A 13,966-nucleotide genomic window follows, 5' to 3' on the forward strand; every position below is an offset into this window, starting at 1 on the left:
AGAAGACTTTGTTCTAAAATCAAAAGCTGGGGTGTCCCAGCTTTTCTAACATTAAGAAAGGAAAATACAAATGGCTTTTTTTCAAATTGAATACTCATCAGATGTTCTAGGACAATACCGCCAAGTGGATGTCATCTATCCAGATCGTGATCAGATTGCTGAAACGGAAAGTGATACGGACATCCCAGTTCTCTATCTCCTTCATGGCATGGGGGGCAATCATAATTCTTGGGCCTTCCGTACCAATATTCAGCGTCTCCTTCGTAAGACTAATCTCATTGTTATTATGCCTAACTCTGAAAATGGCTGGTATACAAATACCAATTACGGGGTTAAGTATTACGATGCCATTGCTAAGGAGCTTCCTCAAGTCATGCAACGTTTCTTCCCTAGTATGACTAAGAAGCGTGAAAAGACCTTTATCGCTGGACTTTCTATGGGTGGCTATGGTTCTTTCAAACTAGCCTTAACGACAAATAACTTTGCTTGTGCGGGTTCCTTCTCTGGTGCCCTTGGATTATCAGTAGAGATGATTACAGATGAAACGAGTGAGTCTAAGGAATACTGGCAAGGTGTCTTTGGCGATTTGGAAGGAAAAGACATTGAGCAGCACAAATTGGTTAACCTAGCCAAACAACATGACAAGAAAACCAAATTCTTTGCCTGGTGTGGCCTTGAGGATTTCCTTTTTGATTCTCAAGATAAGGCAGTTGCTGATTTGAAGGCCCTTGGTTTAGACATTGACTACCGTACAGACCATGGAAGACATGAGTGGTATTATTGGGAAAAACAACTAGAAGCCTACTTAGAATGGTTACCTATTGATTACGTTAAAGAAGAACGCTTGTCTTAATAGGTCAATTTTGTAACATCTTATCAAAGAGATGATAAAATCTTAAAGTGATATTTTTTGCTTGTCAGAACTATTAGAGCTTGATATACTAGGGGAAGTTTCGAAAAGGAGGCTCAATAATGAAAAAATTATTCAGAGTAATCTTCTATATTCCCAAACTTCTTTTACAATTTATTTGGAATCTTATTTGGGCTATATTTAAACTTGCCCTAGTCCTAGCCCTTATTGCTTATGGACTCGTCTACTATGCCAATAACTCTTCAAGTACCTTAGCCACAAACATTAACCAAGCCTTTCATCAAGTAGAGCTAGGTTTTAGTGGTACCAGTACTAGTGACGTTGAGAAAGTTGTCTCTAACCTATCAACGACTGATACCATTCCAGAGTCTAATGGAGCTAGATGGGCGCAAAATACAGCTAGCATCTATATACAATCTACAGATGAAACCTTGGTAGCAGCTTATAAGGAAGCTATTACTAGCTGGAATAACACGGGTGCTTTCATCTTTACTTTAACTGATGATGCCTCAACAGCTGACATTGTTGCGACAGACTATTCTGATGCGAATTCACAGGCAGCAGGTTTAGCAGACACTCAAACCAATGTTTTGACCAATCGCATCACTCATGTAGATGTGAAGTTGAACCGTTATTTCCTCTTGAATAGTGATTTTGGTTATACTCACAAGCGTATTGTGAATACGGCTGAACACGAATTGGGACATGCCATTGGCTTAGACCATGATGACTCTAAGACATCCGTTATGCAATCAGCAGGATCTTATTACGGGATTCAACAGGTGGATATTGATACGGTCCATGCTCTCTATGCAAATTAGGGAGGGGTGTCATGCGCTATTTGAAACGCCTTGCTAGACGTTACCCCATGCAAACCTTCCTTTTTCTTTTCAATGCTGGGGTCTTTACTTGGTTGCAAACAACAGGAACCATGATTGCCAATCGTTTGGGCCTATCAGGTGATGGCATTTGGTTTTATATTCCCAATTGGGTAAAAACGCTGACCAGTCATTCCATACAGAGTATTCAAACCCTATACGGGGCCTCTGGTTGGAGTTGGCTAATCGCCTCTATGCTTCTTACTTGGTTCTTGACTTTTCTGAGAGGTCTCATGAGAGCAGTGATTCTCATTCTGATAGTTGGTCTTGGCTTATGGCTAGTCTATCGACACTTTGAACTCTTACAAAATCTAAAACTGTCCTGATGGGCAGTTTTAAATTGAAATGAATTCTTCTTTTTAGACTTTTCTTAGGCGAGTACGGACGCTAGCGACTTCCTTCGGAATTCCATAGCTAAGTTTTGAGCCTAGTGTCTCAAAACTTCCGAGTGCCTAAAGTTATTTAACTTTAGGCACTTTTCTCACAGCGAAAAGTCTTGACTATAGCTCGCTCTGAAATTATTAAAGGGACTATCTCATTTCATCTACAGAAAGTTCTATATGTTTAGACGCCAAGTCACTTGTAAAAAGAATCTAAAACTGTCCTGATGGGCAGTTTTTTTGAGTTGTTAGGTCATTTATTTTCTGAAAAAATATGATATAATATAGCTAATTTATTATTTTGGAGGACATTATGGCTTTAGCAAAAATCGTTTATGCCAGTATGACCGGTAACACGGAAGAAATCGCAGATATCGTTGCCAAAAAATTGGAAGAATTGGGTCACACTGTAGATGTAGACGAGTGTACAACGGTTGATGCCGCTGATTTTGAAGATGCGGACATCTGTATCGTAGCGACTTACACTTATGGTGATGGTGAGTTGCCAGATGAAATCGTTGACTTTTACGAAGATTTGGCTGACCTCGACTTGTCAGGTAAAATCTTTGGTGTTGTAGGTTCAGGAGATACCTTCTACGATTATTTCTGTCATTCAGTGGATGAGTTTGAAAATCAATTCACATTCACAGGGGCGACTAAAGGTGCTGATAGCGTCAAGGTTGACCTTTCTGCTGAAGATGAAGATATCGAAAATCTTGAAGCTTTCGCTGAAAAAGTTTCAGAAGCATTAGCATAAGAAAAAAGCAGAGTAAAGTCTGCTTTTATTGTAGTTAAAAATGGAGTTTTTATGAATGAAATAGAAAGAGATTTTAGGACGCAATCTCAACATCTCCTTTGGTCTGTTTGGCGAGGGCTCTTAGTGGGGGTGACAGCAGGAGCAGTGGTCAGTCTTTTTCGTTGGTTAATTGCCAAAGGGGCCGCATTTTCTGTAGCTATTTACGAAGACGCCCTTCATAATCCCCTCCTGATTCTGGGAATTGTACTTGTTAATCTCTTGATTGCCCTTTTTATTGGTTACCTTATTAAGCAGGAAAAAGACATCAAGGGCTCAGGGATTCCCCATGTTGAAGGGGAACTGATGGGGCTCTTACATCCGTCTTGGTGGTCAGTTTTATGGCGTAAATTCCTAGGTGGAGTCCTTGGGATTTCAATGGGACTGATGTTGGGACGTGAGGGACCTAGTATTCAACTAGGTGCCATGACTGCTAAGGGATTAGCCAAGGGACTTAAGCTCTCTGCACGTGAGAAGCGTGTCTTGATTGCTGCAGGAGCAGCAGCAGGGTTATCGGCTGCCTTCAATGCCCCAATTGCTGGTCTTTTGTTTGTCGTCGAAGAAGTCTATCATCATTTCTCTCGTCATGTTTGGGTGACAGCTTTAACGGCATCTTTAGTGGCCAATGCTGTTTCCTTACGCATCTTTGGCCAGGTACCAGTCCTTGCTATGACAGAAAAATTACCCGTATTTCCTTTGAAGGATTATTGGATTCTTATTGTCTTGGGGATTTTTCTAGGTGTGCTTGGATACGGTTATGAGTGGGTTGTCTTACGTATTGGTAAGGTCTACCAAGGGTTAGGGAAAATCTTCCACTTGCCATCTCATTTTCATGGCCTCTTGGCAGTTCTGTTTATCATTCCTATTGGTCTCTATTTTCCACATCTTTTAGGTGGTGGGAATGAATTGATTCTTGCTCTAAATGGTTTACATCCTGCTCTAGCTGTGGCTATCCTCTATTTGGCTATTCGCTTTGTTTGGAGTATGTTGTCCTTTGGTTCAGGTTTTCCTGGTGGGATTTTCTTGCCGATTTTGACTCTAGGTGCTCTTTCAGGTAGCGTTTTTGCGGCAGCTTTTGAAAATCTAGGATTCTTACAAGTCAGTCAATTCCCTATTTTTATCATTCTTGGTATGGCTGGTTATTTCGGTGCGGTATCTAAGGCACCGCTAACTGCTATGATTTTAGTGACTGAGATGGTGGGTGACCTTCACCAATTGATGACAATTGGTGTCGTGACCCTGATTGCCTATCTAGTCATGGATTTCATGGGAGGAGAACCTGTCTATGAAGCCATGCTTCACAATCTGATTGCTCACGAACCAAAGCAAGTTGATAATATACCGACGATGATTGACTTGCCGGTTACAGAGAGTCTAGCTGGTCGATTGGTTAAGGATTTAACCTTACCTGATGGAGTTTTGATTTCCACTCAGATTTTTCAAGACCAGTCTGAAGTTGTTCATGGAGACACACGTCTAAAAGCAGGAGCAACCCTGTATCTAGTTGTTAATGAAAGTAATATCAGTCAGGTAAGAAAACTCTTTTTATAAGCAATTCAATGGCTTGAGGCTCTTTTGTCCTCAGGTCATTTTTGTTATAATGGAGAGAAAAAAAGGAGGTCAGTATGAACTTAAATGAGATTCGCCAACAGATTGATACCGTTGATAATGAGATTGTGGCTTTGTTGGAAGAACGTATGAAATTGGTAACTCGAGTAAGTGCTTATAAACAACGCACTGGAAAGGCGATTTATGATCCCGAACGAGAGCAAACCTTGCTAGACAAAGTAGGCGCTAGTGTCGTTAATCCTGAATATAAAGAAGCTATCGTCGCTAGTTTTGCGGATATTATGAAGCATTCACGTACTTATCAAGCAAGTAAGCTAGAAGAAAAGTAGGTAACTAGGATGAAAGTAAAACAATTAAGTGATAGTCAAGGTCTTTCTTACTTACATTTAGTAATGTTAAGTCTTTATGCAATCTTGTTAGGTGTGCTTGTTGGGCTGATTGATGCTATTTTTGGGCGCGTGCTGATAGGACTCTCGGAATTTCGTGACCACCATCTCTTTTATCTGGTACCAGCACTTCCTTTGGCTGGACTTTTGATAGTTTACCTTTACCAAAAGTTTGCGGGTAAGGCAGCACAGGGAATGGGCTTGATTTTCAAGGTTGGACATAATGAGGAGGATCAAATCCCCCTAAGGTTAATTCCACTTGTGACTGTAACCACATGGCTGACCCACCTTTTCGGGGGTTCTGCAGGTCGTGAGGGAGTTGCTGTACAACTGGGGGCCACAGTTTCTCATGCTTTTAGTCGCTATTTTAAGTTCCCGAATGCTTCACGTATTTTCTTGACCATGGGTATGGCAGCTGGTTTTGGAGGACTCTTCCAAACACCAATTGCTGCGACCTTCTTTGCGCTTGAGGTCTTGACCCTAGGACAGTTAAGTCTGCCAATATTGGTACCGACTCTTATTGCATCTTTTGTGGCGAGTACGACAAGCCATCTCTTAGGTCTTGAAAAATTTAGCCACTTTGTATCTGAAAGTTTAACTATTGACCTTGGGACGTTTATTAAGTTAGCTCTTTTAGGTCTGGCCTTTGGTCTAGCAGGAAATCTCTTTGCTTTTCTCTTGTCAATAGCTAAAAAGAAAGTAGCAAGTCTGCTCCCAAATCCTTATTATCGTGTTCTCTTAGGAAGTGTCGTCTTAACCTGTCTTCTTTTGATTTTGTGGAAGGGACGCTATACAGGTCTTGGAACGAATTTGATTTCTTTAAGTGTTGATGGTGGGACCATTTATCCATTGGATTGGCTCTTGAAATTGCTCTTGACGGTCTTTACCTTATCTCTTGGTTTCCAAGGAGGAGAAGTAACCCCTTTGTTTGCAATCGGAGCAAGTCTTGGTGCTGTTCTAGCACCAGTTCTAGGACTTCCAATTCCACTTGTAGCAGGTCTTGGCTATCTGTCTGTCTTTGGTAGCAGTACCAATACCCTTTTAGCACCTATTTTCATTGGCGTTGAAGTCTTTGGTCCCTCTAATACAGTCCCTTACGCGATTGTCATAGCTTTTGCTTATCTCATTAATCATAAGACGAGCATTTATGGACAACAAAAAATGCTAGAAATGCAATAAGATACTAGACATCCTGATAATTTTTTGATAAGATACTAAGGGTGTGTAATGGACACACAAAAATAACGGCTAATCCGCTGAGACACAGAGGTTGCTCTTAAGATTAGTAAGATAGGAGAATATAAAAATGAATCCATTGATCCAAAGTTTGACAGAAGGTCAACTTCGTACTGACATCCCATCATTCCGTCCTGGTGACACAGTTCGCGTTCACGCGAAAGTTGTCGAAGGAACTCGCGAACGTATCCAGATCTTTGAAGGTGTAGTTATTTCACGCAAAGGTCAAGGGATCTCAGAAATGTACACAGTTCGTAAAATTTCAAGCGGTATCGGTGTAGAACGTACTTTCCCAATCCACACTCCACGTGTTGAAAAGATTGAAGTTGTACGCTACGGTAAAGTCCGCCGTGCTAAACTTTACTACTTGCGTGCTTTGCAAGGTAAAGCTGCACGTATCAAAGAAATCCGTAAATAATTTACAGATTTCACATAAAAAATCTGTCCTCGTGGCAGATTTTTTCATAAGTCCTCTTAGTTAAATGGATATAACAACTCCCTCCTAAGGAGTCGTTGCTGGTTCGATTCCGGCAGGGGACATTTTTAAGCCTTTAACCATGCGGTTTTAAGCTAGTTTGCCCCGAATTTAAGCCAAATGTAATTGACGCCTATTGAATTATAGGTGTTTTTTTGATAAGCAAAAACCCTAGTCAGGATTAGTCCTAACTAGGGTTCAAAATAGAATACTGGTGATGTTTAGTATTCTGTTATCTCATTCATTGGAATTGGCAGTTGTATCTGTGCTTGATGAAGCTTGTGGGTACTCGTAAGGATTGTTATCAACGTCGTTAATCCATTCATTGCTCTGATCAGTTGAGCTTGAGCGATTGCTTCCTCCGCCAGCACCTGCGGCGAAGGCTGCATCGTGACCTCCACCACCGCCTCCACTAATGGCATAAGAGCCGTCTTCTGGTCCGCCCCAACCTCGACCACCTTCAGCAGATTTTGGCTTTTCTTGAGCTCCATCTTGATGAGTTTTTTGGTTAGATTGTTTCTGATTAGATTCTTGAACAGAAGGAGATGCTTGATCTTTATTTTCATCTTTAGCATCCTTCTTATTATCTTCTGTCGAAGTGGCTGTTGAAGATTTATTAGTAGATTTATTGTTAGATGAGCTACTTTTAGATGAGAGGGTATGAGAAATGTAATGTGATTTTGCTGCTGACTTTACAGGTTCTTTTAAATGTTTTGATAAAAAACCAAAGAGAAAGAAGAAAGCTAGCAAAGAGAAGGTGATAATATTATATTTTTTTCTTTTCAAATTTGGCTCCGTTCCTAGTCATAGATGAAGAGTTAAAAATAACAGTAAAAAACCAGGTTTCCCTGGTTCTCATTATTAGCGGCTTACACGACGGCGAGCTGCTTTTTTACGGTTTTCTTCGATGAAAGCCAATTTCTTTTCTTCTGGTTCGATAATGGTTTTCTTAACTGCGAAGACAGCACCTGCTACAGTAGCAGCAGTTCCGATAACGCCAGTAGCGACACCTTTAGCGAATGAATGTTTTTTAGCCATGAGACTATCCTCCGTATATGTTATAATATGCTTATATTATCTAAAAAAATATCTAGAATAGCAAGTGAAAACATTATGAAAACCAAACTTATTGTAGTAGCTGGTCCTACTGCTGTGGGAAAAACAGCGCTTGGAATTGAATTGGCCAAGCGTTTTAATGGCGAAATTATTTCAGGAGATAGCCAGCAGGTTTACCGACAATTGAATATAGGAACCGCCAAGGCCACTCCTGAAGAGCAGGCAGCAGCAGTACATCATCTGATTGATGTTCGCAATGTTGATGAGTCCTATTCAGCTTATGATTTTGTGACAGAGGCAGAGGCTGCCATTACAGATATCGTTAGTCGTGGTAAGCTGCCTATTGTAGTAGGAGGAACAGGTCTCTATTTACAAAGTCTCCTAGAAGGGTATCACCTAGGGGGGCAGGTAGATCAGGAGCAGGTCTTAGCCTATCGCACAGAATTAGAGCAATTATCTGATCAGGAACTTTTTGAAAAAATTGATCGCTTAGGTATTGAGATTAAAGAGATTAACCGTCGTCGTGCTATCAGAGCACTTGAGCTTCATCGTTTTTCGAAGAATCTTGAAAATACTGAGACGACTTATGATCCCTTTCTTATCGGATTAGATGATGAACGCTCCTTAATCTATAATCGAATTAATACACGAGTAGACAAGATGGTTGAACTTGGGCTCTTGGAAGAAGCCAAATGGTTGTACGATAATTATCCTAATGCCCAGTCAGCTCGTGGTATAGGCTACAAGGAGTTGTTTCCTTATTTTTCTGGGAACCAGAGCTTGGACGAAGCCTTGGAAAAACTCAAGCAAAATACGCGTCGATTTGCTAAACGTCAATTAACTTGGTTCAGAAATCGAATGACTGTTAAGTTTTATCAGATTTCTAGTCCAGAATATCCTGAAAATGTCGTTCAAGATCTTGAATTATTTTTAAATGAAAGGGAAGGAGAAAAGGTAGGTCAATCTTAGTTTTAAGAACCAATCTTTGCTATAATGGTAGTTATGACTAACGAAGAAAAAAAATCAGCCTATGAATTAATGCTAGCACAGGCTAAAGTGCTTTTTGCCAATGAAAACAATGCTCTGGCCAACTTTTCTAATGCCTCAGCTCTCTTGAATACAACCCTGCCAAATTCTGTGTTCACAGGCTTCTACCTGATGGATAATGTCAAGAATGAGTTAATCCTTGGCCCTTTCCAAGGTAATGTTTCTTGTGTTCGAATTGCCTTAGGTAAGGGTGTTTGTGGTCAGTCTGCAGCAGAAAATAGAACCCTAATTGTCGAAGATGTCACCAAACACGCTAATTACATCGCTTGTGATTCCGCTGCTCGAAGTGAAATTGTTGTACCAATGGTCAAAGATGGCAAATTAGTTGGTGTTCTCGATTTGGATTCTCACCAAGTAGGAGACTATAACCAAGTAGACCAAGATTATCTTGAAGCATTTGTCAAAATTTTACTTGAGAAAACCGAGCTTACATTTGGAATGTTTGAGGTAAACTAATGTATCAAGCCTTATATCGTAAATACCGTAGTCAAACCTTTGGCGAAATGGTTGGTCAAAAAGTGATTTCAACCACGCTCAGACAGGCGGTAGAGTCGGGGAAAATCAGCCATGCCTATCTTTTTTCTGGACCACGTGGTACCGGTAAAACCAGTGCGGCAAAAATCTTTGCCAAGGCTATGAACTGTCCTAATCAAGTTGATGGTGAGCCTTGTAATCACTGCGATATTTGTCGTGATATTACTAACGGAAGTCTCGAAGATGTTATCGAGATTGATGCGGCTTCCAACAACGGTGTGGATGAGATTCGTGAAATCCGTGATAAATCGACCTATGCCCCAAGTCGTGCAACTTATAAGGTCTATATTATCGACGAAGTGCACATGCTTTCGACAGGTGCCTTCAATGCTCTTTTGAAGACTTTGGAAGAACCAACTGAAAATGTTGTTTTTATTCTGGCGACCACTGAATTACATAAGATTCCTGCAACCATCCTTTCTCGTGTCCAACGTTTTGAGTTTAAATCGATCAAGCAGGGAGCTATTAAAGAGCATTTGGCTTCAATTCTGGAAAAAGAAGGATTGACCTTTGATGATGAGGCTTTGACCATTATTGCTCGTCGTGCGGAAGGTGGTATGCGTGATGCTTTGTCAATCTTAGACCAAGCACTGAGTCTGTCTCCTGACAATCATGTCAGCCAAGCTGTAGCTGAAGAAATCACTGGTTCTATTGGTTTGACAGCCTTAGACAGTTTTGTCGCTAACGTTCGCAATCAAGAGACTACGCAAGCTTTATCAAATCTTGAAACTCTTTTTGATAATGGTAAGTCTATGAGCCGTTTTGCGACGGATCTCTTGGAGTATTTCCGTGATCTTTTGATTGTCAAAGCGGGCGGAGAGAACAGTCACCATAGTCCCCTTTTTGAAGAGAATCTTTCTCTGGAGCAAGACCGACTTTTCCAATTGATTGACTTGGTTACAAGTGCCTTGCCAGAAATTAAAACTGGAACACATCCTAAAATCTATGCGGAAATGCTGACTATAAAATTGTCAGAAACTCATACTCAGGTTTCACAAGAAATTCCAGGGAATTTGCAAGAAGAGTTAGATAGTCTTCGTCGCGAGGTAGAAGGTCTACGTAAAGCTCTTAAAGAGGGCAAAGTACAAGGAGAAGTAGCACCAACTCGAAAAGCCAAACCTGCTTATCAGTACAAGGTGGATCGTGAAAAGATTCTCACGATTATGCGTGAAACTATGGAAAATCCTCAGAAATCACGCCAGTGTCTGGATGCCCTAAAGGCAACTTGGCCTGAAATTTTGGATTCTATCAGCCCACAAAATAGGGCACTTTTGAATGGCTCTGAGCCTGTATTAGCTAATCAGGAAAATGCTATCCTGGCATTTAATGCTGCCTTTAATGCTGAACAGGTCATGAAACGCAGTGATCTCAATGATATGTTTGGTAATATCATGAGTTCAGCTGCCGGTTTCTCACCTAATATTATGGCTGTTCCAAAAGCAGAATTTGAAAAACTCCGTACAGAATTTGCACGCAGTCTCAAATCCAAAGAAGAATTGGAAAAAGAAGATCGCGAAGAGTATATCCCGCAAGAACTCGAGTTTCTCTCTGATGTTGTAGAAATAGAGGACTAAAAAGGTCCAGTGGACCTTTTTAGGTCCGAGCCCAGAAATGAAAAAGCGAGGAAGTTCCATTGGACCTTTTTAGGTCCGAGCCAAGAAACCCAAAAGCGAGGATGTCCATTGGACCTTTTTAGGTCCGAGCCCAGAAATAGAAAAGCGAGGAGGCCCATTGGACCTTTTTAGGTCCGAGTCCAGAAAAAGAAAAGCGAGGATGTCCAGTGTAATTTGATAGATTTCTCAAGCTAATAATTGGAAGGTCCATCCTTGTAAAAATGAAAAGAGCCTAGACTGCTTGTCCTAGGCTCTATCTATTGATATAATAATCTTATGATTCAACAAATTTTGTTTATTACGCTTGAAACTATTTTTGAAACGGTTTGTTTTAATTACAGTTTACAGCACGGCTATTACTTTTTTACAGCCTTTTTTGGGTATTTACTGTTTCGTCGTCTTTGGACAACCTATGTTGTTTCACGCATTGCGCGTGCAGCCGATAAGTCTACCAAGAAGTAAGGCTCACTTCGCCAGCGGTCAACCGTTTTTCCTGACCATCATCAGTAAGAACGAGAAGTTGGCCCTTATCGCCAATTTCCTTGGCAATACCAGTATAAGTCCTTCCAGCTTGTTCAAAGGTCACTTGTTTGTCTAAAACAAGGGACTTTTCTTTATAAACTTTGACTAAATCGCTAGTAGGAATGGTTAAAAAGAGTTTCCAAATTTCTGAAATGAGCTGGTTTCGAGTAATGCTTGGTTTTTCAGAAGTAAAAAGACTAGTAGCTTTATTAGCTAACTCTTCAGGGAAATCAGTGATTGAGAAGTTAAGCCCAACCCCGATAATGACATCTGTGATGCGACCAGATTCGATAGAACTAATGGCTTCGGTAAGGATACCAGCCATTTTTTTGTTGTTGAGGTAGATGTCATTAACCCATTTGATTTCTGTATTGATGCCAGTTAGACGCTGGATAGCTTTGACAATAGCAGCTGCCACCATCATCGTATAAGGTTGTAACTCCTCAAAATGACAGTTGGGCTTTAAGTGGATACTCATGTAGATACCACCTTGTGGACTGGCAAAGAAGTGACGTTCAAATCGTCCTTTGGCTGCCTTTTGACTTGATGCCAGATAAAGTGCAGGCGTCGGATTATTCTTTTCCATGCCATGTTTAGCATCTAGTTGGGTAGAGTTAGAATCTGGATTAAAGTAGACTGGAATGTTGAGTTGCTTAGAAATATCTTGAGGAAGAAGAATATCTCCCTTTTCTAAATAGTAGCCTTTCTTCCGTACACTTGTAATGTCAATTCCTTGTTCTTGTAGTGTTTGGATTGCCTTCCAAATGGCTGTCCGTGAGACACCAAGGCTTTTTGCCAAACTCTCTCCCGTCACAAAGTCAGGACTCTTCGATAAGATGTCATAAACGTGTTCATAAGTTTTCATATCCTAAGTATAATACAAAAGATGGTAAAATGCTCACTATAAATTATTGATAAGGCTTGATAATAAATAACTATATGACTAGACTGAAAAAACATGATATAATGGAAGGTAGTTATTAAGTCCCGATAAGGCAACAGTCATCCTAGGGTTGGCTGTTGGTTCTTTGTAACTTTTTAACGGCGTCTAGCTCTATTAGGAGTATAGCGTTTTACCTATTAGGAGACGGTCAAATCTGTTTTATCTAATACTATTTTTCATATTAAAAGGGGGACATTTTATATGTCAGAACGTAAACTTTTCACGTCTGAATCTGTATCTGAGGGGCATCCAGATAAAATTGCAGACCAAATTTCAGATGCCATTCTTGATGCGATTTTAGCAGAGGATCCAGATGCACACGTTGCAGCAGAAACAGCTGTCTACACTGGTTCTGTCCACGTTTTCGGTGAAGTTTCTACAACAGCTTATGTGGACATTAACCGTGTGGTTCGTGATACTATCGCTGAAATTGGTTATAACAATGCAGAATACGGCTTTGCAGCAGAATCTGTTGGGGTTCACCCATCATTGATCGAACAATCTCCAGATATTGCTCAAGGTGTCAATGAATCACTTGAAGTTCGTGGAACTGGTGACCAAGATCCACTTGATCTTATCGGAGCTGGTGACCAAGGTTTGATGTTCGGTTTTGCTATTGATGAAACTCCAGAGTTTATGCCACTTCCAGTTAGCCTTTCACATAAATTGGTTAAAAAATTGGCAGATTTGCGTAAATCTGGTGAGATTTCATACCTTCGTCCGGATGCTAAATCTCAGGTTACTGTTGAGTATGATGAGAATGACCAACCAGTACGTGTTGATACAGTCGTTATCTCAACGCAACACGATCCTGAAGCAACTAACGATCAAATTCGTCAAGACGTCATTGAAAAAGTCATTAAAGCAGTTATTCCAGTCGAATACTTGGATGACGAGACAAAATTCTTTATCAATCCAACAGGTCGTTTTGTTATTGGAGGACCTCAAGGGGACTCTGGTTTGACTGGCCGTAAGATTATTGTTGATACTTATGGTGGTTACTCAAGACACGGTGGTGGTGCCTTCTCAGGTAAGGATGCCACTAAGGTTGACCGTTCAGCTTCATATGCCGCTCGCTATATTGCCAAAAACATCGTAGCTGCTGGTCTTGCTAAGAAAGCAGAAGTACAATTGGCTTATGCTATTGGTGTTGCTAATCCTGTGTCTGTCCGTGTTGATACCTTCGGAACGGCGACAGTTGCTGAAAGCAAACTTGAAGCTGCTGTCCGTGATCTCTTTGACTTGCGTCCTGCAGGTATCATTCAAATGCTTGATCTTAAACGTCCTATCTACCGTCAAACAGCGGCCTATGGTCACATGGGACGTACTGACATCGATCTTCCATGGGAAAAATTGGACAAGGTAGATGCCCTCAAAGCAGCTGTAGGAGATTAAAAATATTTAATATAACTTTCAATTTAATAATATCAAAACAACAGAATTTAATTTTTTTGAATTCTGTTTTTTATTTTGAAAATGAATAATATGAATTTTCTGACTTCAGACACATGTAAACCCAAAGGATTGAGTAATTAAAGGGTAAAAACGACTAGCTAAAAATAAATTCTTTAGGTGAAAAACTTTGAAAGGAGTTGAAAAATAAGAAAAAATTGCTATAATAAGAGTGACGATGTAAATATGAAACTAGAGTCATTTTAGATTG

16 protein-coding genes and 1 tRNA gene are annotated in these 13,966 nt (G+C 40.4%); 14 read left to right on the forward strand and 3 right to left on the reverse strand.

Features of this window, described 5'->3' with window-relative positions:
- Positions 1 to 70 precede the first annotated feature (70 nt).
- The 9 genes from LG375_RS00765 to LG375_RS00805 all read left to right on the forward strand — a co-directional run bounded on the left by LG375_RS00765 (position 71) and on the right by LG375_RS00805 (position 6,653).
- Positions 71 to 853, forward strand: a complete 783-nt coding sequence (locus LG375_RS00765) for an alpha/beta hydrolase (protein ID WP_037611699.1) — start codon at positions 71 to 73, stop codon at positions 851 to 853.
- Between the two features lie 119 nt (positions 854 to 972).
- Entirely contained in the window at positions 973 to 1,692 is a 720-nt protein-coding gene (locus LG375_RS00770) for a matrixin family metalloprotease (RefSeq protein ID WP_048790574.1), read from the forward strand.
- 11 nt (positions 1,693 to 1,703) lie between these two features.
- Positions 1,704 to 2,075 carry a hypothetical protein gene (locus tag LG375_RS00775; protein WP_225745079.1) on the forward strand — a complete coding sequence of 124 codons (372 nt, stop codon included), beginning with the start codon at positions 1,704 to 1,706 and terminating at the stop codon, positions 2,073 to 2,075.
- A 367-nt stretch (positions 2,076 to 2,442) separates the two neighbouring features.
- Positions 2,443 to 2,886 carry a flavodoxin gene (locus tag LG375_RS00780; RefSeq protein ID WP_002883520.1) on the forward strand — a complete coding sequence of 148 codons (444 nt, stop codon included), beginning with the start codon at positions 2,443 to 2,445 and terminating at the stop codon, positions 2,884 to 2,886.
- Positions 2,887 to 2,937: 51 nt separating this feature from the next.
- On the forward strand, positions 2,938 to 4,473 hold the full coding sequence (locus tag LG375_RS00785; RefSeq protein WP_195969047.1) for a ClC family H(+)/Cl(-) exchange transporter: 1,536 nt from the start codon (positions 2,938 to 2,940) through the stop codon (positions 4,471 to 4,473).
- Between the two features lie 74 nt (positions 4,474 to 4,547).
- On the forward strand, positions 4,548 to 4,820 hold the full coding sequence (locus tag LG375_RS00790) for a chorismate mutase (RefSeq protein ID WP_048674623.1): 273 nt from the start codon (positions 4,548 to 4,550) through the stop codon (positions 4,818 to 4,820).
- Between the two features lie 9 nt (positions 4,821 to 4,829).
- The gene (locus LG375_RS00795; RefSeq protein ID WP_225745080.1) at positions 4,830 to 6,056 is read left to right on the forward strand and encodes a voltage-gated chloride channel family protein; all 1,227 of its coding nucleotides are present in this window, start codon (positions 4,830 to 4,832) and stop codon (positions 6,054 to 6,056) included.
- A 127-nt stretch (positions 6,057 to 6,183) separates the two neighbouring features.
- A complete protein-coding gene (gene rplS, locus LG375_RS00800) occupies positions 6,184 to 6,531 on the forward strand; it encodes a 50S ribosomal protein L19 (protein WP_002883489.1) in 348 nt (115 codons plus the stop codon).
- 50 nt (positions 6,532 to 6,581) lie between these two features.
- Positions 6,582 to 6,653: transfer RNA gene (locus LG375_RS00805), tRNA-Arg, on the forward strand.
- Positions 6,654 to 6,825: 172 nt separating this feature from the next.
- On the opposite strand, the gene LG375_RS00810 is transcribed toward LG375_RS00805, so the two are convergent.
- Both LG375_RS00810 and LG375_RS00815 read right to left on the reverse strand, forming a co-directional pair.
- Positions 6,826 to 7,374: a hypothetical protein gene (locus tag LG375_RS00810; RefSeq protein ID WP_225745081.1), complete on the reverse strand. Its 549-nt coding sequence runs from the start codon at positions 7,372 to 7,374 to the stop codon at positions 6,826 to 6,828.
- A gap of 75 nt (positions 7,375 to 7,449) precedes the next feature.
- Positions 7,450 to 7,626: a DUF3042 family protein gene (locus tag LG375_RS00815; RefSeq protein ID WP_002883513.1), complete on the reverse strand. Its 177-nt coding sequence runs from the start codon at positions 7,624 to 7,626 to the stop codon at positions 7,450 to 7,452.
- A gap of 75 nt (positions 7,627 to 7,701) precedes the next feature.
- On the opposite strand from LG375_RS00815, the gene miaA reads away from it, so the two are divergent.
- From miaA to LG375_RS00835, 4 genes are all read left to right on the forward strand, one after another.
- The gene (miaA, locus tag LG375_RS00820; RefSeq protein ID WP_225745082.1) at positions 7,702 to 8,613 is read left to right on the forward strand and encodes a tRNA (adenosine(37)-N6)-dimethylallyltransferase MiaA; all 912 of its coding nucleotides are present in this window, start codon (positions 7,702 to 7,704) and stop codon (positions 8,611 to 8,613) included.
- 33 nt (positions 8,614 to 8,646) lie between these two features.
- Positions 8,647 to 9,147, forward strand: coding sequence for a GAF domain-containing protein (locus LG375_RS00825; protein ID WP_282185667.1), 501 nt, complete (start codon positions 8,647 to 8,649; stop codon positions 9,145 to 9,147).
- Positions 9,147 to 10,799, forward strand: a complete 1,653-nt coding sequence (dnaX, locus tag LG375_RS00830) for a DNA polymerase III subunit gamma/tau (protein WP_049545619.1) — start codon at positions 9,147 to 9,149, stop codon at positions 10,797 to 10,799. Before LG375_RS00825 ends, dnaX begins: the two co-directional genes overlap by 1 nt.
- 315 nt (positions 10,800 to 11,114) lie before the next feature.
- Positions 11,115 to 11,300 carry a DUF3272 family protein gene (locus tag LG375_RS00835; RefSeq protein ID WP_002883500.1) on the forward strand — a complete coding sequence of 62 codons (186 nt, stop codon included), beginning with the start codon at positions 11,115 to 11,117 and terminating at the stop codon, positions 11,298 to 11,300.
- Here LG375_RS00835 and birA read toward each other — a convergent pair.
- Positions 11,287 to 12,225, reverse strand: coding sequence for a bifunctional biotin--[acetyl-CoA-carboxylase] ligase/biotin operon repressor BirA (gene birA, locus LG375_RS00840; RefSeq protein WP_225745083.1), 939 nt, complete (start codon positions 12,223 to 12,225; stop codon positions 11,287 to 11,289). The genes LG375_RS00835 and birA overlap by 14 nt on opposite strands.
- Before the next feature lie 279 nt (positions 12,226 to 12,504).
- Between birA and metK the strand changes: the two genes are divergently transcribed.
- Entirely contained in the window at positions 12,505 to 13,698 is a 1,194-nt protein-coding gene (metK, locus tag LG375_RS00845) for a methionine adenosyltransferase (RefSeq protein WP_225745084.1), read from the forward strand.
- Positions 13,699 to 13,966 lie beyond the last annotated feature (268 nt).

It is taken from the genome of Streptococcus sp. Marseille-Q3604, assembly GCF_916619785.1.
GTDB lineage: Bacteria > Bacillota > Bacilli > Lactobacillales > Streptococcaceae > Streptococcus.

What these genes read in the sequence shown, in the direction of transcription:
- LG375_RS00790 (WP_048674623.1), top strand. Translation starts at nt 4,548, where the DNA reads ATGAACTTAAATGAGATTCGCCAACAGATTGATACCGTTGATAATGAG.
- rplS (WP_002883489.1), top strand. Translation starts at nt 6,184, where the DNA reads ATGAATCCATTGATCCAAAGTTTGACAGAAGGTCAACTTCGTACTGAC.
- LG375_RS00780 (WP_002883520.1), top strand. Translation starts at nt 2,443, where the DNA reads ATGGCTTTAGCAAAAATCGTTTATGCCAGTATGACCGGTAACACGGAA.
- LG375_RS00825 (WP_282185667.1), top strand. Translation starts at nt 8,647, where the DNA reads ATGACTAACGAAGAAAAAAAATCAGCCTATGAATTAATGCTAGCACAG.
- LG375_RS00765 (WP_037611699.1), top strand. Translation starts at nt 71, where the DNA reads ATGGCTTTTTTTCAAATTGAATACTCATCAGATGTTCTAGGACAATAC.
- LG375_RS00795 (WP_225745080.1), top strand. Translation starts at nt 4,830, where the DNA reads ATGAAAGTAAAACAATTAAGTGATAGTCAAGGTCTTTCTTACTTACAT.
- LG375_RS00775 (WP_225745079.1), top strand. Translation starts at nt 1,704, where the DNA reads ATGCGCTATTTGAAACGCCTTGCTAGACGTTACCCCATGCAAACCTTC.
- metK (WP_225745084.1), top strand. Translation starts at nt 12,505, where the DNA reads ATGTCAGAACGTAAACTTTTCACGTCTGAATCTGTATCTGAGGGGCAT.
- LG375_RS00815 (WP_002883513.1), bottom strand. Translation starts at nt 7,626, where the DNA reads ATGGCTAAAAAACATTCATTCGCTAAAGGTGTCGCTACTGGCGTTATC.
- LG375_RS00835 (WP_002883500.1), top strand. Translation starts at nt 11,115, where the DNA reads ATGATTCAACAAATTTTGTTTATTACGCTTGAAACTATTTTTGAAACG.
- birA (WP_225745083.1), bottom strand. Translation starts at nt 12,225, where the DNA reads ATGAAAACTTATGAACACGTTTATGACATCTTATCGAAGAGTCCTGAC.
- LG375_RS00785 (WP_195969047.1), top strand. Translation starts at nt 2,938, where the DNA reads ATGAATGAAATAGAAAGAGATTTTAGGACGCAATCTCAACATCTCCTT.
- LG375_RS00770 (WP_048790574.1), top strand. Translation starts at nt 973, where the DNA reads ATGAAAAAATTATTCAGAGTAATCTTCTATATTCCCAAACTTCTTTTA.
- dnaX (WP_049545619.1), top strand. Translation starts at nt 9,147, where the DNA reads ATGTATCAAGCCTTATATCGTAAATACCGTAGTCAAACCTTTGGCGAA.
- miaA (WP_225745082.1), top strand. Translation starts at nt 7,702, where the DNA reads ATGAAAACCAAACTTATTGTAGTAGCTGGTCCTACTGCTGTGGGAAAA.